Below are 20,257 nucleotides of genomic sequence, written 5' to 3'. Positions count from 1 at the left end.
CCATACCTGTCAGATCATGTCAGGTTTTCGGGGATACTGGATCCATGCGCGCGAGCAGACTCCTGTCGGTCCTCCTGCTGCTGCAGAACCGCGGCCGGATGACGGCCGAGGAGCTGGCGGCCGAGCTGGAGGTGTCGGTCCGGACGGTCTACCGCGACGTCGAGGCGCTGTCCGCGGCCGGCGTGCCGGTGTACGCCGACCGCGGGCGGACCGGCGGATATCAGCTCGTCGACGGCTATCGCACGCGGCTGACCGGGCTGACCGAGGAGGAGGCGCAATCGCTTTCGCTGGCGGGCCTGCCGGGCGCGGCCGCCGAACTCGGGCTGGGCACGGTCCTGGCCGCCGCGCGGCTCAAACTGCACGCGGCCATGCCCGCGGAACTGCGCGCCGGGGCGAGCAAGGTCTCCGACCGGTTCTACCTGGACGTCCCCGGCTGGCATCGCGGGATCGAGAGCCTGCCGCGACTGTCCGAACTGGCCGACGCGGTCTGGCACGCGCGGCGGATCAAGGTCCGGTACGAACGCTGGGGGCAGCGGAAGGTCGATCGCGTCCTCGACCCGCTGGGGCTGATCCTCAAGGCCGGGAACTGGTACCTCGCGGCGCGGTGCGACGGGACCGACCGGACCTATCGGGTCTCCCGCATCGAAGAGCTCGACGATCTCGGTGAGACTTTCGAGCGGCCGTCCGATTTCGACCTCGCGCGCTACTGGCAGGAGTGGTCGGAGCAGTTCGAAAAGCGGATGTACTCGCGAGTGGCGGTGGTCCGGCTTAACGAGTTCGCCCGCATACTGGTGCCGTTCTATCTCGGAGCCGTCGGAGTACGAGCGTTGCGGGAAGCGGACGCCGAACCGGATGAACACGGCTGGCTCACGATGGAATTGCCCGTGGAGCCGGGAGAACCGGCCGTCGGCGAACTGCTGCGGTTCGGCGGGAACCTCGAAGTGCTCGAACCGCCAGAGCTGCGCGAGCGGCTGGCGGAGGAGATCGGGAGGATGGGCGCGCGTTATGGCTGACCTGGCAGGCATCACGATCGGGATCACCGCGGAACGGCGGGCGGAAGACTTCATCGGCGCGCTCGAGCGGCACGGCGCGACAGTGCTGCACGCACCCACCATCCGCATCGTCCCGCTGCCCGACGACGCGGAACTGCGGGCGGCGACGGACGCCGTATTGGCCGGACCGGTCGGGTTCACCGCGGTCACCACCGGCGCCGGGTTCCGCGGCTGGCTTTCGGCGGCCGAAGGCTGGGGGCTGCGCGAACCGTTGCTGGAGCGGCTGGCGGCGTCACGGATCTTCGTGCGTGGACCGAAGGCGGCGGGCGCGGTGCGCGGCGAGGGCCTGCGCGAGGAATTTTCCGCGCCCGAGGAGAGCAACGCGGCACTATTCGAAGGCTTGCGCGACGCCGGGGTTCGCGGGGCGCGGGTCGCCGTCCAGCTGCACGGAACCCTGCTGCCCGAACTCACCGGTTCGCTGCGGGACGCGGGCGCGGACGTCGTCCAGGCGCAGCCGTACCGCTGGCTTTCGCCCGCCGACGTCGCACCTGTGCACGAACTCGTCGAAAGTGTCATTTCCGGACGCGTGCACGCTTTGGCGTTCACCTCCGCTCCGGCGGCCACGAATCTGCTCACGCTGGCGGGTTCGCATCGCGAGGAACTCCTTGCCGCACTGCGAGGTCCGGTGTTGTGCGCGTGCGTCGGACCGGTGACCGCCGCGCCGTTGGCGGCCGCAGGGGTACCGACCGTCCAGCCCGAACGGCAGCGACTCGGCGCGCTGGTCAAACTTCTCGTCGCGGAACTGCGCGTTCGGCCGTCTTGACGCGGCTGGTCCGCTTTGCCAGGCTCGACACATCGGACGCGGGGAGGGCGGCGGATGTCCGAGTCTCAATCGGTCACGTTCGTGCGCGCGATGTTGCGAAAGGGCTCTTCGGTCTTGGGCGCGAGCCCCGCCGACGAAGCACCCGACCCCGATTCCGTTCCCGACTGGCGCTATCGGGAAGATTCCGCGGACACACTGCTGATGCGTGCCATCCGCTACTCCGCCCTCGGCCCGATCTTCTACCGCGTGGCCGCGTTTCCCAAGGTGTACATCGGTTTCCTGGTCGCGAACGGTTCGGCGGGGATCGTCCCGGTACTGAGCACGACGATTCTGGCGGTGCTGCTCAACGTCTTCGCGGTCTGGTGGGTCGTGAAGGGCCGCGGGATCCGGGCGAAGACGTCCGGGCGGCTGATGTACGCGGATCTCGCCGTGGGGGTGGTGCTCACGACGGTCGTGGCCGTGGCCGCGCCCACCGAGATCCAGCCGTTCGCCGTCGACGTCGCGTGGACGTGGATGGTCGGGACGGTGGCGTTGTGGACGCTGTCGTTCGGGCTGCCCGCCGCTTGCCTGCTGTTGATCGCGGCCTTGCCGTTCCGGGCGTTCCTGACCTGGATCGGCGGACTCCCGATCGACCATCCGCTCGCGGTGAGCCGATCGGTCGGCTGCATGGTCGCGCTCGTCGTGGCGATGGTGACCACGGCCGGGATCCTGATCCTGCTCGGCGTCGGGACCCGTTTCGCGCTGGGGATCGGGATGCGCCGCGGGCAGCGTGCCGAACGGCTGCGGACCCAGCGGGTGATGCACGACTCCGTGCTCCAGACGCTGGAAGCGATGGGCATGGAGGCGCCCGATGACGACTCCGCCACCGCGAAACGGCTCGCCGAGATGCGGGCCGCCGCCCGGGCGCAGGCCGCCGAACTGCGGCGCGAACTGACCGGCCCGGACGCGCCGTCGGCCCGGGGCCTCGCCGCGGACCTCGCCGAGGTCGCCACCGAGATGGCGCGCGACGGCCTCCGCACCCAACTCGTCGCCGCCGAGACCGAAGAGGACTACCGCCTCTCGCACGCGCGCCGGACCGCCATCCGCGACGCCGTCCGCGAAGCGCTCCGAAACACTGTGAAGCACGCCGGGACGAACCAGGTCGTGCTTCGCGTCGAGGAGTGCGAAGGCGGCGTCGCGGTCATCGCGCGGGATCAGGGGACCGGCTTCAGCATGCTGGACCGCCCGCCGGGCTTCGGGATCAGCCAGTCGATCATGGCGCGGCTGGCGGAGGTCGGCGGGCGGGGGACGATCGATTCGCAGCCGGGGCGGGGGACTCGGGTGACGCTGTGGGTGCCGCACTGAGGTCTTCAGTACATGGTCTCTCAGTACATGAAGGCCCCCTTCCTTGCGCAGGCGCGGCGCCGAGGTACATGAAGGCCCCCTTCCTGTACCTAGGCGCAAGGAAGGGGGCCTTCATGTACTTGGGGCTGATGGTGGGCGAGTTCTGGGGCGACCGGCCGGTCCGTGAAGGCATCCTTCGCTACCTACGCCATCGCTTGCTTAGCATGCCTACGTAAGCGATAGCAAAGGTCCCTTGCTCTCTTCCCGCAGGTCAGAAGGCCTCAATTCGCTTCGGGAGCCGCAGCTTCCCCGGCCTCCGCCTGTCGCATCGCTTCCCGCCCGGCGGCCTCTTCGCTCACGCCTTGCCGCCAGTACCCCGTGAAGCAGATCGCCCGCTTGTCCACCCCGCGCTCCCGCACGAGATGCCGCCGCGCCAGCTTCACCATGTTCGCCTCGCCCGAAAGCCACGCGTACGGCGTCCCGCTCGGCAGTTCCGCCTTCCGCACGGCTTCGAGCACCGCGTCGCCGACCGGACCGGAGCCCCGCACCACCCAGTGCGGCTCCACCGTTCCCTGCGTTTCGAAGACCTGCCGATCCTCGCGATCACCGATCTCGACGTAGACCACGGCTCGCGTCCCGGCGGGCAGCGCTTCGACGATCGCGCCGATCGCCGGGATCGCGGTCTCGTCACCGACCAGTAGCTGCCAGTTCGTGTCCGAGGGCACGTCGTAGAGCCCGTGCGGTCCCAGGAAAGCGACCCGGTCACCCTCCGAAGCGCGCGACGCCCAAGCCGAGGCGGGGCCTTCGTCGCCGTGCAGCACGAAGTCGATGTCGACCTCCCGCACCGACGGCCGCAGCGCGCGCACGGTGTAGGTGCGCATCGGCGGCCGGACGTCGTCGGGCATGGCGAGGTAGGTCCGGTACCAGGACAGCATTTCGTCACCGCTCAGCGGAGCGGGCAGCACGGGTTCCGCCTGACCGGGCTGCGGGAAGAACACCTTCAGGTACTGGTCGGGCGCCTGATCCACCAGCGACGCCCCCGAGAAGGTCACCCTGCTCATCCGCGGGGTCAGCCGCCGGACCGCGGTCACCTTCGCCTCGATATAGCTCATTAGGCGAGGCTAACCTAAAAGAGTGCGCCGGGACCAGCGTCATCGTCGGGATCCCGCTGCCACCGGTATTTCCGCAGGTCGACGCGCTGGCCGTCGGCCAGAACGCCCTCCACGCGCAGCTTCTCCAGCTGCTCGTGGACGAGATGCGGAGCCGGCGTCCCGTCGGCGCGCAGAATGCGGTGCCAAGGCAGGTCCTGGCCGTCCTCGCCGAGGATCCGCCCGACCAGCCGTGGTGACGGGGCTCCCGAAACCGACGCTATATCCCCATAAGTCGCGACAGAGCCGGCGGGCACGCTCGCGATGACCTCGCGCACCCGCTCGTGCAGTTCGTCATCCATGGGACCACTTTGCCGTGCCGCTGCGAAGTTGTGTCGGCGGGGCGTGGTTCCATCGTGGGCGTGAACGGGCGGCGAACAGCGGCACGAACCGACGCGCGGCTGGTCCGCACGCCGGTCACCGGCACGCCCTCCTTTCAGTGGGATTCCGGCGCCCGGCGCCTGCTGGCCGCCCCGGACGGCTTCCGCCGGGTCCTCGGAGGCCCGGGTACGGGCAAGACGGCCTTGCTGGCGTCGGCGGCTTCGCGGCGCATCGCGGAGGGCGCGGATCCGGAGAGCGTGCTCATCCTGACCACCTCTCGCAAAGCGGCCGAGGTCCTGCGTGCCGACATCACCCACCGGCTCACCACCGATCCGGAAGAGGATCCGCTGCCGCGCACGATCCGCGAGCCGCTCGTGCGCACGGTGCACTCGTACGCGTACGCGCTGTTGCGGATGGAGGCGCAGGCCGACGAGCTCCCGCCACCTCGCCTGCTGGCCGGAGCGGAACAGGACGTCGTCGTCCGCGACCTGCTCGCCGGTGACCTCGAAGCGGGCGCTCTCGACTGGCCCGAACAGTTGCGGCCCGCGCTGAACGTGCCCGGTTTCGCCGAGGAACTAAGGGACCTCCTGCTCCGTGCCGCCGAACGCGGGCTCGGCCCGGAGGATCTGGTCGAACTCGGCAGGCGGCGCGGTCGTGACGAATGGGTCGCGGCAGGGCGCTTCTGGAGCCAGTACGAAGAGGTCACGCTGCTGCAGGGCGCGGGCGGCAACGCGCTCGGCGTCGCGAGCGCGCCCGCGCTGGACGCGGCGGAACTCGTCACCTCCGCGCTGCTCGCGTTGGAGGACGACCCCGAACTGCGCGAACGCGAGCAGCGCCGCGTCCGGCACCTCTTCGTCGACGACGCCCAGCATCTCGACCCGTTGCAGACCCGGCTCATCCGGCTCATCGGGCACGCGGCCGACGAATTCGTCGTCGCGGGTGACCCCGATCAGTCCGTGTTCTCCTTCCGCGGCGCGGATCCCCGGCTGTTCGCCGACGCGGACGAGGACGGCGAACGCACGGTCCTGCTGACCACCGCGCACCGGCTCGCCCCGGTGATCCGCACGGCCGTCACGAAACTCGGCTCCGTACTGCCCGGCTCGTCGCCGCAGCGCAAACTCGCCGACGCGCCGGACGCCGAGGGCGGCGCCGTCCGCGTCCGCCTGATGCCGACCCCGGCCGCCGAGGCGAGCTGGATCGCCGATCAGCTCCGGCGCGCGCATCTCGTCGACGGGGTGCCGTGGTCGGAGATGGCGGTGCTCGTCCGGTCGCCTGCCCGTACTTTCCTTGTCCTGCAACGTGCGCTGCGGGCGGCCGGGGTGCCGATCGGTTCGGCCACCGAGGAACTGCCGCTCGCGAAGCAACCCGCGGTCCGTCCTCTGCTGGCGATGCTGCGGCTCGCCGCCGATCCGGACCTGCTCGACGTCGATCTCGCCGAGATGCTGTTGTCGTCCCCGCTGGGCGGCGCGGATCCGCTCGCTCTGCGGCGGTTGCGTCGCGGCCTGCGCAGGCTGGAACTCGCCGGCGGCGGGCAGCGGTCCAGTGACGAGCTTCTGGTGGAAGCCCTACGTACCGACGATGTTCTCACCGGTCTCGCCGAGGCCGAGTCGCTGCCGATGCGCCGGGTCGGCGGTCTGCTGCACGCCGCGCACCAGGCGGTGGTGCGCGGCGACGGTGTCGAGCAGGTGCTGTGGGATCTCTGGCAGGCCAGCGGTCTGGAGCAGCGCTTACTACGCTTGGTCGATCGCGGTGGTTCACTCGGCTCACAGGCGGACCGGGATCTCGACGCGATCGTCGCCCTCTTCGACGCGGCCGGTCGCTATGTCGACAGGTTGCCGAAGGCGAGTGTCGCCTCGTTCGCGGATTACCTGTCCTCGCAGAACATCGCGGGGGACACGCTGGCGCCCGCCGCCATGAAGAGCGAAGGCGTGTCACTGCTGACGGCGCACGCGGCCGCCGGGCGTGAGTGGACGGTCGTGTCGATCGCCGGTGTCCAGGAGGGCAGCTGGCCGGATCTGCGGCTGCGCGGTTCCGTACTCGGCGTTGAGCGGCTGGTCGACCTCATGTCCGGCGTCGATGACGAGAAGGTGTCCGCCACCGCGCCGATCCTCGCCGAAGAGCGGCGGCTGTTCTACCTCGCCGCGAGCCGCGCGCGGAAGACGTTGCTGGTCAGCGCGGTCGCGGGGGAGGACGAGCAGCCCTCGCGATTCATCGACGACCTGGAGGAGAACGGCGCGGACGACGGCGGCCTCGATTCGCGGATGAAGCCGGCCGGACGTTCGCTGGTGCTCGCCGAACTCGTCGGTGAACTGCGCGAGGTGGTCTGCGACGAGTCGAGCGAGCCGGCGCGGCGGCAGCGGGCGGCGCGTCAGCTCGCGAAACTGGCCGCCGCCGGGGTGCCGGGCGCGCATCCGGGCACCTGGTACGGCCTGCTGGAACCCTCCACCGGCGAACCCGTGCACGGGCCGGGCGACCTCATCCGCATCTCACCGTCCACCGTGGAGGTTCTGGTCAAATGTCCGCTGCGGTGGCTGATCGAACGCCACGGCGGAAGTGACCCGGCACAACTCGCGGCCGTCACGGGAACCCTGGTGCACGGGCTCGCGCAGGCCGTCGCGGGTGGCAGCAGCGACGAGCAGATCCGCACGGCCCTGGACGAAGCGTGGGTGCGGGTCGACGCGGGGGCGCCATGGTTCTCACGCCGCGAGCGGTCGCGGGTCGAGCAGATGTTGCGGAACTTCATCTCCTGGCTGGAATCCAGCCGCAGGGAGTTGATCGAAGCCGGGGTCGAGCAGGACATCGAGGTCGAACTGCCGGTCGGCGACGGTGACACCAGCGATCTCCGCGTGCTCCTGCGCGGCCGCGTCGACCGCGTGGAGATGGACAAGGATGGTCGTCCGGTCGTCATCGACATCAAGACCGGCAAGGTCCCGATCTCCGCCGCCGACGCCGAACAGCATCCGCAGCTCGCCGCGTACCAGCTCGCCGTGCTGCTCGGCGCGGTCGAGGGCGGTTCGAAACCCGGTGGCGCGCGGCTGGTCTACGTCGCGAAGTCCAACAACAAGACCGGGTCCACCCAGCGCGAGCAGGCGCCGCTGGACTCCGACGGCGGAAAACAGTGGCTCGAACTGGTGCGTTCGGCGGCCGGATCCGCCGCGGGCCCGGAGTACGGGGTCACCGAGAACCCGGACTGTGATCGTTGCCCGGCAAGGGGTTGCTGTCCGTTGCGGCCGGAGGGCAGGCAGGTGACCGGGCCGTGATCTCCGAATTCCAGCGCCGTCAGGTCGAACCGGGCGCGATCGCCCGGGCGCTCGGCCTGCACAGCCCGACCGACGAGCAGGCCGAGGTCATCGCCGCGCCCATCGAGCCGTCGCTGGTGGTCGCGGGGGCAGGCGCGGGCAAGACCGAGACGATGGCCGCGCGCGTGGTGTGGCTGGTGGCCAACAGCATCGTGCCGCCGGAACGTGTCCTCGGCCTGACCTTCACCCGCAAGGCCGCCCGCCAGCTCGGCGAACGTGTCCGCACCCGGCTGCGCCGTCTCGTCGGATCGGGGCTGCTCGACAAGATCGACCCGACCGGTGACCTGCGCATGACGGTGACGGCGGGGGAGCCGACGGTGCTCACCTATCACGCGTACGCCGGGCGGCTGCTGTCCGAGCACGGCTTGCGGCTGCCCGTCCAGCCCGGGGTCCGCTTGCTTTCGGAGACGTCTTCGTGGCAGTTCTCGCATCGCGTGGTGTCCACTTGGGACAACGACCTCGACACCGATCGAGTGCCCGCCACGGTGACGGCGCAGTTGCTGGCGCTGGCCGGGGAACTCGGTGAGCATCTGGTCGAGACCGAACGGCTCGCGGAGTACACGTCGTGGCTGTGCGAGGTCATCGAGACCGCGCCGCGGGCCAAGGGGCAGCGTGCGGCGCTCCCGCAGAAACTGGCCGAAGTCATGACGGCGCAACGGTTCCGGCTCGCCCTTCTGCCGCTGGTCGAGGCGTACCACGCGCGGAAGCGAGCCGAGGGCGCGCTCGACTTCGCCGACCAGATGTCCTTGGCCGCGCAGCTCGCCAGCAGCTATCCGGCGGTGGTCGCGGGGGAGCGGGAGCGCTACGGCGCCGTCCTGCTCGACGAGTACCAGGACACCGGGCACGCCCAGCGGATCCTGCTGCGGTCGCTGTTCGGCGGCGTCGAGCATCCGCCGATGCCGGTGACCGCGGTGGGTGACCCGGCGCAGGCCATCTACGGCTGGCGCGGGGCGAGCGCGGCGAACCTGCCCCGGTTCACCACGGACTTCCCCCGCGACAACGGCGAACGGCTCGTCCCGGCGCTCGATTTCGGACTGCTGACCAGTTTCCGCAACCCGCCCGAGGTACTCGAACTCGCGAACGCGATCTCGGAACCGTTGCGGGAACGTGGACTCGGTGTCGCCCGGTTGCGTGCGCTGGAGGGTGCGGGATCGGCCGACATCGCCGCCGCACTGCTGCCGGACGTCCGCGCCGAACGCGAGTGGGTGGCCGACGCGGTGGCGAAACGCTGGTTCGAAACCGTGGAGGAGACCGGAAAGCCGCCGACCGCGGCGGTTCTGGTGCGCCGCCGCGCCGACATGGCGCCGATCGCGGCGGAGATGCGGGCGCGCGGGCTTCCGGTGGAGGTCGTCGGCCTCGGCGGCCTTCTCGACGAACCCGAGGTCGCGGACCTGGTCAGCACGTTGCGGGTGCTCGCCGACCCGCTCGCGGGCAGTGCCGCCGCCCGGTTGCTGACCGGGGCACGCTGGCGGATCGCGGCCGCCGACCTCGCGGCGTTGTGGCGCCGCGCGGGAGAACTGTCCTCGCCGGTGCCACCTTCGGGACCCTCCGATGTGGACGAACCGGTGCTGGTGACCGAACGGGTCGAACAGGCGGGGCTCGCCGACGCGATCGACGATCCCGGGACGCCGGAACGGTATTCGCCCGAGGGCTACCGGCGGATCCGGAAGATCGGCGCCGAACTTTCGGCGTTGCGACGGCGGCTCGACCAGTCGCTGCCCGAACTGGTCGCCGACGTGGAACGCACGATGCTGCTCGATGTCGAATCGCTGGCCCGCCCAGGGCCCGCGGGGCGCGCGCACCTGGACGCTTTCGCCGACGTCGTCACGGATTTCGCCGAGACGTCGCCGACCGCCACTCTTTTGTCCTTTGTGGACTACCTGAACACGGCCGCGCACGCGGAGGACGGACTCACCCCCGGCGAGGTGGAGGTCGTCCCGGATCGGGTCCAGGTGCTGACCGTGCATTCGGCCAAGGGGCTCGAATGGCGCATCGTCGCGATCCCGCATCTGGTCAAGGAGGTCTTCCCGGGACGGCGGCGTTCGTCGTCGTGGCTGCGGACGTCGACCTCGTTGCCCGCCGCGCTGCGCGGGGACTCGGAGGACCTGCCGGAGCTGAGGATCCCCGAAGGCTCGGATCGCAAAGAAGTGCAGGAAGCGCTGGAACTGCACGAAGAGGGCTTCATCGCGCGAGAAGCGGACGAGGAGCGGCGGCTTTGCTACGTCGCGCTGACCCGCTCCGAACACACGATGCTGATTTCCGGCCACTGGTGGAACGAGAGCAGTGCGCGGCCGAAGGGGCCGTCGGAGTTCCTGCTCGAAATCGGCGAGGTGATGCGCGGGAACTCGGTCGGCCGGATCGAGCACTGGGCGGACGAGCCGGAAGCCGAGGGGGAGAATCCGCTGGTTGCGGACTCCCGCCGGTCGCGGTGGCCGGTCGATCCGCTGTGGCCGCGGCGCGAAGGCGTCGCAGGCGGCGTCGATCTGGTCCTCGGCGCGATGGAAGACAGCGAAGACAGCGAAGACAGCGAAGACACTGAGGAAGAGGAAGAGGACGATCCGGACAGCTGGATTTCCGACACCAAGGTGCTGCTGGAGGAGCGCGCGCGGGCGCAGAACCGCGTGCAGCAGGTCGTGCTGCCGCCGCATCTTTCGGTGAGTCAACTGGTCGAGCTGTCGGCCGATCCTGACGCGCTGGCCAAACGGCTGCGGCGGCCTCTTCCCGTGCGCCCCAACACTTACGCGTGCCGGGGGACGGCGTTCCACGGCTGGCTGGAGCAGCGGTTCGGCGGCGAGCAGCTACTGGAGATCGACGACCTGCCGGGCGCGGCGGACGTCGACGAGGCGCCCGATTCCGAGCTGGAGGCGTTGCAGGCGGCGTTCGAGAAGAGCGAGTGGGCACACCGGGTGCCGCACGCCGTCGAGGTCCCGTTTTCGGCGGACGTCGTGGGCGTGACGGTGCGGGGGCGGATGGACGCCGTGTTCGCCGACGCCGACGGCGGGTGGACCGTCGTCGACTGGAAGACCGGCGCGGTGCCGGAGAAAGACCGGCTCGCGCCGCTGGCCGTGCAGCTCGCGGCGTACCGGCTGGCCTGGGCGGCACTCAAGAAGGCGCCGGTCGAGAAGGTGCGCGCGGCGTTCCACTACGTGAAACACGACAAAACCGTTCGCCCGGCGGATCTGCTGGACGCCGAAGGCCTGCGACAACTACTGCGAAGCGTCCCGACGATCTAGCATTTCGTCCTCTGAATGCGGTCCTTGCGCGGGCAACTACCGCATTCAGAGGACGAAACGCAGGGGTGTCAGGCGCGGTCGCGCACCTTCAGCGCCCAGGTCACCAGCGGGATCTGGAGCGGGACGCGGGCCCAGAAGGCCGCCCGCCAGTGCTTCGGCGCCTTGCGGCGATCGGCGTCGACGGCCATCTTGACGTTCCCCGGCAGGACCACGACGAACAGCAACGCGGCCACGAGCCCACCGAGACGTCGCGTCTTCGGGTTGGCGACCGCCGCGGCGACGCCCAGCTCGGCCACGCCGGAGCCGTAGGTCCACGCCCGCGGGGAGCCCGGGAGCTGTTTCGGGATGATGGCGTCGAAGGGCTTCGGCTGGACGAAGTGCAGCACACCGGCCGCGCCGAGCAGGCCGGCGAGGAAATACGCGGGCCGCTGAGACGGCTTGGGATCCGAAGACATGCCCTGAGCTTCGCATACCGCGTCCAACAAGCGGATCTTCGGCTATCCTCCCGACCGTGAGTGACGCGGATCAGGCCGGAGCCTGTGCATGAGGGTTCTCAAGCGTTTCCCGGTCCGGCTGAGCGACCGTCCGGACCACGAGCTCGTCGGCGTGATCCGTATGCCGGAACTGACGGTCAGCCCGCTGCGGTCGATCCTCAAACGGATCATCGGCGCAATGCTCGCCCTGCTCGCGACCGTCCTGATCGTCTACTTCGACCGGGACGGCTACCGCGACGCCAACGGCGACGGACTCAGTCTGCTCGACAGCCTCTATTACGCGACAGTGTCGCTGTCGACGACGGGGTACGGTGACATCGCGCCCGCGACGTCGTCCGCGCGGCTGGTGAACGTCCTGGTGATCACCCCGCTGCGGGTGCTCTTCCTCATCGTCCTGGTCGGTACCACCCTCGAAGTGCTCACCGAGCGCTCTCGTCAGGCTTTCAAGATCCAAAAGTGGAGGACGAAGGTGCGGGACCACACGGTCGTCGTCGGATTCGGCACGAAGGGCCGGTCGGCGGTCAACGCGCTGCTCGGGGACGAGAACATCGAACCCGACCACATCGTCGTCGTCGACACCGACCAGCAAGCCCTCGAAGCGGCCACCGCGCTCGGCCTGGTGGTCGTGCACGGTTCGGCCACCCGCGCCGACGTGCTGCGCGTCGCCGGGGTGCAGCGGGCCAAGGCCGTGGTCGTCGCCCCGAACCGGGACGACACCGCGGTGCTGGTCACACTGACCGCGCGCGAGCTGGCACCGAAGGCGCACATCGTGGCTTCGGTGCGTGAAACGGAGAACGTCCACCTGCTCAAACAGTCGGGCGCGAACCAGGTCGTGGTGTCGAGCGAAACCGCCGGGCGCCTGCTCGGCATGGCGACGTCGACGCCGCTGGTGGTCGACATGGTCGAGGACCTGCTCACCCCCGAGTCCGGTCTCGCGATCGCCGAGCGCCCGGTGGAGCCGTTCGAAGAGGGCGGTTCGCCGCGGCATCTGCCGGACATCGTGCTGGGCGTCGTCCGCGACGGCGTCCTGTACCGCGTGGACGCCCCGCAGGCCGACGCGATCGAGCCGGGCGACAAGCTGCTGTACATCCGGAAGGTGACCTCGGCGGAGACGATCGAGCGGTAGCGGGGGACCTTCGTATCACCCTGCCTGGACAAGAGGGCTCCTCTGTTCTGCCGCTGGTATCACTTCCCCCGGTCGGGAGGGCTCCTGTGTTTTGCCGCCGGGTTCTGGGAACATGGCGTTCGTGCGCAAGCGATCGGACCCGGCCAGAGGGCTCACCCCGGGGTGGAACTCCCTGGCCGTGGCGGCCGGCGTCGGCCTCCTGGTGATCTTTCTGGCCTGGTTCGCCGGGCCAGGGCTGTTCGGCATCACGAACGAGCCCCGGGGGACGACCGTGGTGGCGGAGGTCGTCGAGCCCGCGCCCTGCACGGGCGGCGGCGCGACCGAGAAGGTCAAGTTCGAATTCGGCGGCAAGCAGGTGGAGGGTTCGCTCAACGGCTGCGGGCACGGCAAGGGCGAGCGCCTCGAGGTCGTCGTCCCCGACGGGGCTTCGGGGGACGGCGTTTCGGTGCACGCGGCCGAAGCGACCACGGGAGCCAGCGACGGGCGGCGGCCGGTCGGGATGGCGCTGCTGGTGTTCAGCTGCTTCGCCGGCGGGATGTACGTCTACCTGGTGCTGCGCGGGCCACGGAGGCTCGCGACGGCCTGATTCCAGGTCGCGCCACCCGTGTCCTGACACGGCAGAGCGAACTCGCGTGATTGGAAGGCGAACTCGCGTGATTGAAGGCCGAACTCGCGTGATTGGAAGGCGAACTCGCTGACCAGCCGGGCTGGGCAAGCCTCGATCGCCGACGGCACCACATCCGTCGGCGAGCGGCATCCAGCCACCCGAAGCGCGTGAAGGGGACCGTCACGCGCGAAGTCAGGAAACGGCGCTCGCCGGGGCCGAGAAGGTGTTGCAGTCGGCGATCCGGTTGTTGCTCGCGCCTGCCCGCCACCAGGACGCGTAATGCGCGTTCGTCCCGTGGTCCTGGCTGCGCGAGGTGTTGTCGCCCCGGGTCTCCTGGTCGTTCCAGGCCTTGTTGTACATGTCCCGGCTGACCGTGCCGCCCTGGTCGACGTGCGCGCCGAGGAACATCCCGGAGAAGCACTGCGCCTGGAGTTCCTTGCGCCGTGACATCTCCAGCCCGACGGGGCTGTTCTGCCCGGCCTCGTAGATCTTCTGCCAGGCCGCGTCCATCAGCCCCGCGACCTCCTGCACGTGATGCCCGTACTCGTGCGCGAAAAGGGCGAGGTAGACGCCGGGGTTGTTGCCGTACTGGTCGGTCTGCAAACCGCGGAACGGCACGTAGAGGTTGTTCTCGCAGTAGTACGCCGCCGTCGCGATGCCCACCTGGATCGTGCCGCATTCGGTTTCGAAGCTGGCCCCGGTCGGGAAGTGCAGCGCGGGCGGGGTGAACGGCAGGTCGTAGGCGTCGAGGAACGGTCCCCACGCGTTGTCGAGGCATTTGCCCGCCGCGGTGAAGAACGCCTCGGATGCCTGCTGGCTGCTCTGCCACTGCGGCAGCGTGCAGACCCGGTTCCGCAGGCCGGCGTTGGGGTCCTGGAGGATCGGGTGGTCGCCGAGCTTGAGGATCTTCTGCGGCCCGCTCGACGACGGCGGCGCCTTGGACGGCGACGACGGGAACGGGTTCGTCGAGGACGACGGCGACGAAGACCCGCTTGGCGGCAACGCGGCCGGGGAGGTCGGGTTCGGCAGGGTCGAATAGCCCGCGTTCGCTACGTGATCGGTGCCGTCACGATTGAGTGAAATGATCGCGACCAGGCCGAGGACCAGTACGGCGACCGCGCCGAGGCAGATGCCGACGATCGCGCCCGCGGACCGCCGACGCGGTGGCGGCGGCGGGAAGTGGTGCGGGGCGCCGTGCCACTGGGCAGGGGGCTGGCCGTGCACCGGCGGTGGCTGGACGGCGCCGCGTGGCGGCCACTGGCCGTGGGGCGGTTGCGTCATCAAGTCGGTCCCGGTGGTTCTAGGGGCGAACCGGGGGTGCCCGGCCCGATGTTCAGCATAACGAGCTAACGGCGTCCCGACCCACAGCTCGGCTGCAGAGGGTATCCAGTGTGAGGCGAGTGGTCACCCATCAGTGTCGTCACCCCAGCTCTGGCCGGGTGTCGGACCCTCTGGAAGAGTGGGCGTAAGCAACGTGAACGGGTAAAGGGGCTGTCGCATGACGGAGACCGGCGGACCGTCCGGGCCGGAAGGTACCGAGACTCCGGGCAAACCGGCGGACAAATCGGCACAGCCGCAGGCGGGGGAATCGGAACGGCCGCAGGCGGACACACCGGCGCCGCCGCAGGGGGAAGTGCAGCCGTCACCGGCGCCGGAGCAGCAGTGGCAGTCCCCGTCCGGGGCCACACCGCCGCCTCCGCTGCCGTCCTATCAGCCGCCGCAGCAGCAGCAATATCCGAACTGGAAGGTCGGTCTCGGCAGGCCGGGGGTCATCCCGCTGCGCCCGCTGAACCTGACCGACATCCTCGACGGCGCGGTCACGACCATGCGCCGGTACTGGCGGATGGTCTTCGGCGCCGCCGCCGTGACCGCCGTGCTGACCGCGGCCATCGACCTGATCGGGTACCTGCTGGTCGACACGACCGAGGACCTCGAGCGGCTCCGTGATCTCGGTCCGGCCGCCACCGATCAGGAACTGCTGAACCAGACGCTGGACATGCTCGGTGGATCCTTGGCGGCGAGCCTCGTCAGCCTCGTCGCCACGATGATCGGGACCACGCTGCTCACCGGGTTCCTGACCGTCTTGATGGGCAAGGCCGCACTGGGCAAACCGATCGTCTTCAAGGAGGCGCTGAAGGAGGCGGCGGGACGGCTGCTGCCGCTGCTCGGGCTGACCGTGCTCTACACGCTGGCGATCATGGTCGCGGCGATCTTCTGTTTCGTACCCGCGATCATCCCCTACACCTTCTGGGCGCTGGCCAGTCCGGCCCTGCTGCTGGAACGCGGCACCGTGCGGGAAGCGTTCCGCCGGTCGGCGAAGCTGGTCTCGGGGATGTTCTGGCGGATCTTCGGGATCCTGTTGCTGGCCGGCGTGATCTCGGGGTTCCTGGCGATGATCATCACGATGCCGTTCAGCTTCGGCGCGTTCATGACCCTGTTCACCGACCCCGAGCAGGTGTACATCCCCTCGACCGGTGACCTGATCCTGCAGTCGGTGGGCACGGTGATCGCGCAGACGATGGTCGGTCCGTTCTCCGCGCTGGTGACCGTGATCCTCTACATCGACCAGCGGATGCGCCGCGAGGGCATGGACATCGAACTGGCCCGCGCGGCCGGGATCGCGACGCCGCCCCCGCCGCGGGCATGGTGACGCGTTTCCTCTCCGAGGTCCCGGTCGACATCGACCGGGACACCGCCCGGCTGCGTGCCGCCGAGGAGCTCGCGGGTCAGGCATATCAGGCCGCGAAGCCGAACTGGCTGTCCCAGGCGTTCAGCTGGATGCTCGAAAAACTGTTCGGCGTCCTCGAAACCGTCGACAGCGCCGTGCCCGGCGGGATCTTCGCCGTGGTGCTGCTGCTCGTCGTGGTGATCGTGGTGGCCGTGGTGATCCGGCTGAAGTCCGGTCCCTTGGCGACGTCGGCCAAAAGCGGCCGCGCCGTGTTCGCCGGGCGGCGCAAAGCGTCCGGCGAACATCGCAAGGCCGCCGAAGAGGCCGCGTCACGGGGTGACTTCGACGACGCCGTCCGTGAACTCTTCCGTGCCGTGGTGCGGTCTTTGGAGGAACGGGCGTTGCTGGACGAGAAGTCCGGCCGGACCGCCGACGAGGCCGCCATCGAAGCCGGACGGCTGCTCCCCGACGTCGCCGGGCCCCTGCGCGCCGGCGCGCGGTTGTTCGACGACGTCCACTACGGCGGGATCCCGGCCACCGAGGCCGGCTACCGGTCACTGTCCGAATTGGACGAACGCTGCCGTCGCGCCAGGCCCGTCGCCTTGGCGGCCGGATGACCTCGGTTTCGCCCGACGCCCGCCGGATCTGGCGCGGGGTGCGGCTCCCGCTCGCGGTCGTCCTCATGCTCGTGCTGACCGGGACGCTGCTCGTCCTCGTCCAGGGTGAGCAGACCACCGGCGCGCTCGAACCGGGGTCCTATGAGCCCGGTGGCAGCCGTGCGCTGGCGACCTTGCTGGAACGGGAAGGCGTCAGGATCCCGATCGTGCGCACCGCCTCCGAGGCCAAGGGGGTCGCGCGGGACGCGACCGTCTTGATCACCCAGCCCGCGTACCTGCCCAAGAACACCTTCGCCGAAATCCGGCGGAGCGCCAAGCATGTCGTGTTGGTGCAGCCGAGTCCTGTCACGGTCGAGGAAATCCTCCCCGGTGTGCGGTCGACCGGCCAGCTCGAAACCGAGTCCCGTGCCCCGGACTGCCAGGCCGTGGATCCCGTCGTGGCGGGCAGCGCGACGATGGGCGGCCTGAAGTACGCGGCCACGCAGCCGCGAGCGCAGGAATGTTACGGCGGCTCGTATCTCGAGGTGCCTGGTCCACAAGGGACGGTCACCGTCCTCGGCACTTCCGAGCCGCTGACCAACGAATGGCTCGCGAACGAGGGCAACGCGGCGCTCGCGACGCGGTTGCTCGGGAAGCACGAGCGGCTGGTCTGGTACCTGCCGACGCCGTCGGATCCGTCGCTCGAACCGGAAAGGAAGCCGCTGTCCGAACTGATCCCGGCGGGCTGGTCGTACGCGGCGTTGCAGGCCGGGGTCGCGGTCGTGCTGCTGGCGTTGTGGCGCTCGCGGCGGTTGGGCCAGGTGGTGACCGAACCGATCCCGGTGGTGGTGCGCGCGGCCGAGGCCACCGAGGGACGGGCGAGGTTGTATCGCAAGGCGAAGGCCGCCGCTCACGCCGGGGAGACCCTGCGCGAGGCGACCCGTGCGCGGCTCCGGCCGTTGCTGGGACTCACCCGTGACGCCGAGCCCGCGGCGCTGGTGGAATCCGTCGCCGTGCGGACCGGCCGGGCACCGGCCGAAATCGGCGCGCTGTTGTACGGGGACCCGCCCGCCGACGTGTCGGATGACGCCGCCCTGGTGCGGCTGGCGGACGGACTCGATGTCGTGGAACGAGAGGTGGAGCGGTCTTGAGTACCGAACAGTCCGAGCAGTCCACTGTGGATGGTGCGGCCGAGGCGCGGGCGGCGTTGATCGCCCTGCGGGCCGAGGTCGGGAAGGCCGTGGTGGGCAACGACGCGGCCGTCACCGGGCTCATCATCGCGTTGCTGTGCCGGGGACACGTGCTGCTCGAAGGCGTTCCCGGCGTGGCGAAGACATTGCTGGTGCGGGCCTTGGCCGCGGCACTGGATCTGGAGACCACCCGGGTGCAGTTCACGCCGGACCTCATGCCGGGCGACATCACCGGCTCCATCGTCTATGACGCGCACAGCGGCGAGTTCTCCTTCCGCGAGGGCCCGGTGTTCACGAACCTGCTGCTGGCCGACGAAATCAACCGCACTCCGCCGAAAACGCAGTCCTCGCTGCTGGAGGCGATGGAGGAGCGTCAGGTCTCCAGCGACGGCAAGACGCGGCCGCTGCCCGATCCGTTCATCGTCATCGCGACGCAGAACCCGGTCGAATACGAAGGCACGTACCCGTTGCCCGAGGCGCAGCTCGACCGCTTCCTGCTGAAGCTGACCATGCCGATGCCGTCCCGCGAGGACGAATTCGGCATCCTTTCCCGGCACGCGCAGGGTTTCGACCCGCGAGACCTCGGCGCGGCGGGGATCACCCCGGTCGCCGGGATCGCCCAGCTCGACGCCGCGCGGCGCGCGGTCGCCGGGGTCACCGTGCGCCCCGAGGTGCTCGCCTACATCGTGGACGTCTGCCGGGCGACGCGGTCGCTGCCGTCCGTGCGGCTCGGCGTTTCGCCGCGTGGCACGACCGCGCTGCTGGCCGCGACCCGGGCGTGGGCGTGGCTCGCGGGCCGCGACTACGCCACCCCGGACGACGTCAAAGCCTTGGCGCGGCCGTCCTTGCGGCACCGGCTCGATCTGCGGCCCGAGGCCGAACTCGAAGGCGCGACCGCCGACGGTGTGCTGGACCGCGTCCTCGCGTCCGTGCCCGTTCCGCGCTGATGGCCGTCACCGGGCGGCTCGGGCTGCTGGCGCTCCTCGCGGCACCGGTGGTCGGTTTCCTGCTGCCCTCGTCGGCCGGGATCGGGCTGGCCGCGGCGGTGCTGTTCCTGTTGGTGGCGCTGGATCTCCTGCTCGCCGGGAGTGTGCGGCGACTGGACTTCGCGCGGTCCGGCGCGACGGCCGTGCGGCTGGGGGAGGAGTGCGAGGTCACGCTGACCGTGGCCAATCCCGGTGGCCGTCCGGTGCGCGCGTGGCTCCGGGACGCCTGGCCGCCCAGCGCTGGCGCGGACGACAGGCACCGGCTGACCCTGCCCGCTGGCGAACGCCGCGTCGTGACCACCCGGCTCCTGCCGACCCGGCGCGGCGACCGGACGGCGGCCAGGGTCACCGTCCGGTCGACCGGGCCGTTGGGACTCGCCGCACGGCAGGGTTCGCACGACGTGCCGTGGACCGTGCGCGTGCTGCCGCCGTTCCACAGCCGCAAGCATCTGCCGTCGCGGCTGGCGCGGCTGCAACAGCTCGACGGCCGCAACGCCGTGCTGATCCGGGGCCAGGGCACGGAATTCGACTCCCTGCGCGAGTACGTGATCGGCGACGACGTCCGGTCGATCGACTGGCGGGCTTCGGCACGCGCGTCCGACGTCATGGTGCGGACCTGGCGCCCCGAACGCGACCGGCACGTGGTGCTGGTGCTCGACACCGGCCGCGTTTCGGCCGGCCGGGTCGGGGACGCGCCGCGGCTCGACGCGGCGATGGACGCGGCCCTGCTGCTGGCCGTGCTCGCCGCGCGGGCGGGTGACCGCGTCGACCTCCTCGCCTACGACCGGCAGGTCCGCGCCGCGGTCCAAGGTTCGAGCGAATTGCTGCCCGCCTTGGTGAACGCGATGGCGCCGCTCGACTCGTCGCTGGTCGAGACCGACGCGCGAGGCATGATCGCGGAGGTGCTGCGGCGGACGCGGCGGCGCGCCCTGGTCGTCCTGCTGACCGGGCTCGACGCGGCGCCGCTGGAAGAAGGCCTGTTCCCGGTGCTGTCCAAATTGACCTCGCGACACCAGCTGATGATCGCTTCGGTGGCGGACCCGCGGGTCGCCGAGATGGCGGCGGGCCGCGGTGACGCGGAAGCCGTCTACGACGCGGCCGCCGCTGAGCGGGTACTGGCAGAACGGCGCCAGGTCACCGCGCGGCTGGCGCGGCACGGTGTCGAGGTGGTCGACGCGGTCCCCGAGGACCTGCCGCCGCGGCTGGCCGACCGCTATCTCGCGCTGAAGGCGGCCGGACGGCTCTGAGGTTTCGGTTCTCGCGTCGTTGAACGGTGGTACCCGGGAGCCTGGAGAGGGAACAGTCTCGCCAACGAGCCTCGGTGCTGGGGGTCGGGGGGGGGGGGGGGGGGGGGGGGGGGGGGGGGGGAGGGAAGCACACCATAGGAGGAAAGAGGGGAAAGCGAAGAAAACAAAAAGAGAAAAAGACGGAACAGAGAAAGAAGAACGACA

General features: G+C 70.3%; 16 protein-coding genes. 12 read left to right on the top strand and 4 right to left on the bottom strand.

The features are described from left to right. Window positions 1–44: 44 nt before the first annotated feature. The 3 genes from ACZ6DT_RS24590 to ACZ6DT_RS24580 are packed head-to-tail and all read left to right on the top strand — an operon-like array spanning window position 45 to window position 3,159. Window positions 45–1,013 carry a helix-turn-helix transcriptional regulator gene (locus ACZ6DT_RS24590; protein WP_465599269.1) on the top strand — a complete coding sequence of 323 codons (969 nt, stop codon included), beginning with the start codon at window positions 45–47 and terminating at the stop codon, window positions 1,011–1,013. Further along, window positions 1,006–1,815 carry a uroporphyrinogen-III synthase gene (locus ACZ6DT_RS24585; RefSeq protein WP_465599267.1) on the top strand — a complete coding sequence of 270 codons (810 nt, stop codon included), beginning with the start codon at window positions 1,006–1,008 and terminating at the stop codon, window positions 1,813–1,815. Before ACZ6DT_RS24590 ends, ACZ6DT_RS24585 begins: the two co-directional genes overlap by 8 nt. A 54-nt stretch (window positions 1,816–1,869) precedes the next feature. Then, complete coding sequence (locus ACZ6DT_RS24580) at window positions 1,870–3,159, top strand: sensor histidine kinase (RefSeq protein ID WP_465599265.1); 1,290 nt, start codon at window positions 1,870–1,872, stop codon at window positions 3,157–3,159. Window positions 3,160–3,419: 260 nt separating this feature from the next. On the opposite strand, the gene ACZ6DT_RS24575 is transcribed toward ACZ6DT_RS24580, so the two are convergent. Beyond that, window positions 3,420–4,250: a siderophore-interacting protein gene (locus tag ACZ6DT_RS24575; RefSeq protein ID WP_465599263.1), complete on the bottom strand. Its 831-nt coding sequence runs from the start codon at window positions 4,248–4,250 to the stop codon at window positions 3,420–3,422. A 14-nt stretch (window positions 4,251–4,264) separates the two neighbouring features. After that, window positions 4,265–4,588, bottom strand: coding sequence for an MGMT family protein (locus tag ACZ6DT_RS24570; RefSeq protein WP_465599261.1), 324 nt, complete (start codon window positions 4,586–4,588; stop codon window positions 4,265–4,267). Window positions 4,589–4,642: 54 nt separating this feature from the next. Here ACZ6DT_RS24570 and ACZ6DT_RS24565 point away from each other — a divergent pair, with 54 nt between their 5' ends. Continuing rightward, entirely contained in the window at window positions 4,643–7,867 is a 3,225-nt protein-coding gene (locus tag ACZ6DT_RS24565; RefSeq protein WP_465599259.1) for an ATP-dependent helicase, read from the top strand. Beyond that, the gene (locus tag ACZ6DT_RS24560; RefSeq protein WP_465599257.1) at window positions 7,864–11,139 is read left to right on the top strand and encodes an ATP-dependent helicase; all 3,276 of its coding nucleotides are present in this window, start codon (window positions 7,864–7,866) and stop codon (window positions 11,137–11,139) included. The genes ACZ6DT_RS24565 and ACZ6DT_RS24560 overlap by 4 nt, the downstream gene beginning before the upstream one ends. Window positions 11,140–11,207: 68 nt before the next feature. On the opposite strand, the gene ACZ6DT_RS24555 is transcribed toward ACZ6DT_RS24560, so the two are convergent. Further along, window positions 11,208–11,594, bottom strand: coding sequence for a DoxX family protein (locus tag ACZ6DT_RS24555; protein WP_465599256.1), 387 nt, complete (start codon window positions 11,592–11,594; stop codon window positions 11,208–11,210). 88 nt (window positions 11,595–11,682) lie between these two features. On the opposite strand from ACZ6DT_RS24555, the gene ACZ6DT_RS24550 reads away from it, so the two are divergent. Further along, a complete protein-coding gene (locus ACZ6DT_RS24550) occupies window positions 11,683–12,759 on the top strand; it encodes a potassium channel family protein (RefSeq protein ID WP_465599254.1) in 1,077 nt (358 codons plus the stop codon). Window positions 12,760–12,937: 178 nt separating this feature from the next. Next, a complete protein-coding gene (locus ACZ6DT_RS24545; protein ID WP_465599646.1) occupies window positions 12,938–13,345 on the top strand; it encodes a hypothetical protein in 408 nt (135 codons plus the stop codon). Window positions 13,346–13,558: 213 nt separating this feature from the next. Here ACZ6DT_RS24545 and ACZ6DT_RS24540 read toward each other — a convergent pair whose 3' ends face one another. After that, a complete protein-coding gene (locus ACZ6DT_RS24540; RefSeq protein WP_465599252.1) occupies window positions 13,559–14,647 on the bottom strand; it encodes a neutral zinc metallopeptidase in 1,089 nt (362 codons plus the stop codon). A 217-nt stretch (window positions 14,648–14,864) separates the two neighbouring features. On the opposite strand from ACZ6DT_RS24540, the gene ACZ6DT_RS24535 reads away from it, so the two are divergent. From ACZ6DT_RS24535 to ACZ6DT_RS24515, 5 genes are read left to right on the top strand one after another with little or no spacing between them, the layout of a single operon-like run. Beyond that, window positions 14,865–16,016, top strand: coding sequence for a hypothetical protein (locus tag ACZ6DT_RS24535; RefSeq protein ID WP_465599250.1), 1,152 nt, complete (start codon window positions 14,865–14,867; stop codon window positions 16,014–16,016). After that, window positions 16,010–16,651: a DUF4129 domain-containing protein gene (locus tag ACZ6DT_RS24530; protein WP_465599248.1), complete on the top strand. Its 642-nt coding sequence runs from the start codon at window positions 16,010–16,012 to the stop codon at window positions 16,649–16,651. Before ACZ6DT_RS24535 ends, ACZ6DT_RS24530 begins: the two co-directional genes overlap by 7 nt. Next, a complete protein-coding gene (locus tag ACZ6DT_RS24525; protein ID WP_465599246.1) occupies window positions 16,648–17,781 on the top strand; it encodes a DUF4350 domain-containing protein in 1,134 nt (377 codons plus the stop codon). Before ACZ6DT_RS24530 ends, ACZ6DT_RS24525 begins: the two co-directional genes overlap by 4 nt. Window positions 17,782–17,807: 26 nt before the next feature. Then, entirely contained in the window at window positions 17,808–18,767 is a 960-nt protein-coding gene (locus ACZ6DT_RS24520) for an AAA family ATPase (RefSeq protein WP_465599644.1), read from the top strand. After that, entirely contained in the window at window positions 18,767–20,053 is a 1,287-nt protein-coding gene (locus ACZ6DT_RS24515) for a DUF58 domain-containing protein (RefSeq protein WP_465599244.1), read from the top strand. Before ACZ6DT_RS24520 ends, ACZ6DT_RS24515 begins: the two co-directional genes overlap by 1 nt. Window positions 20,054–20,257 lie beyond the last annotated feature (204 nt).

It is taken from the genome of Amycolatopsis sp. NPDC041971 (assembly GCF_055588925.1).
This window is presented reverse-complemented; position numbering and strand designations above follow the sequence as displayed.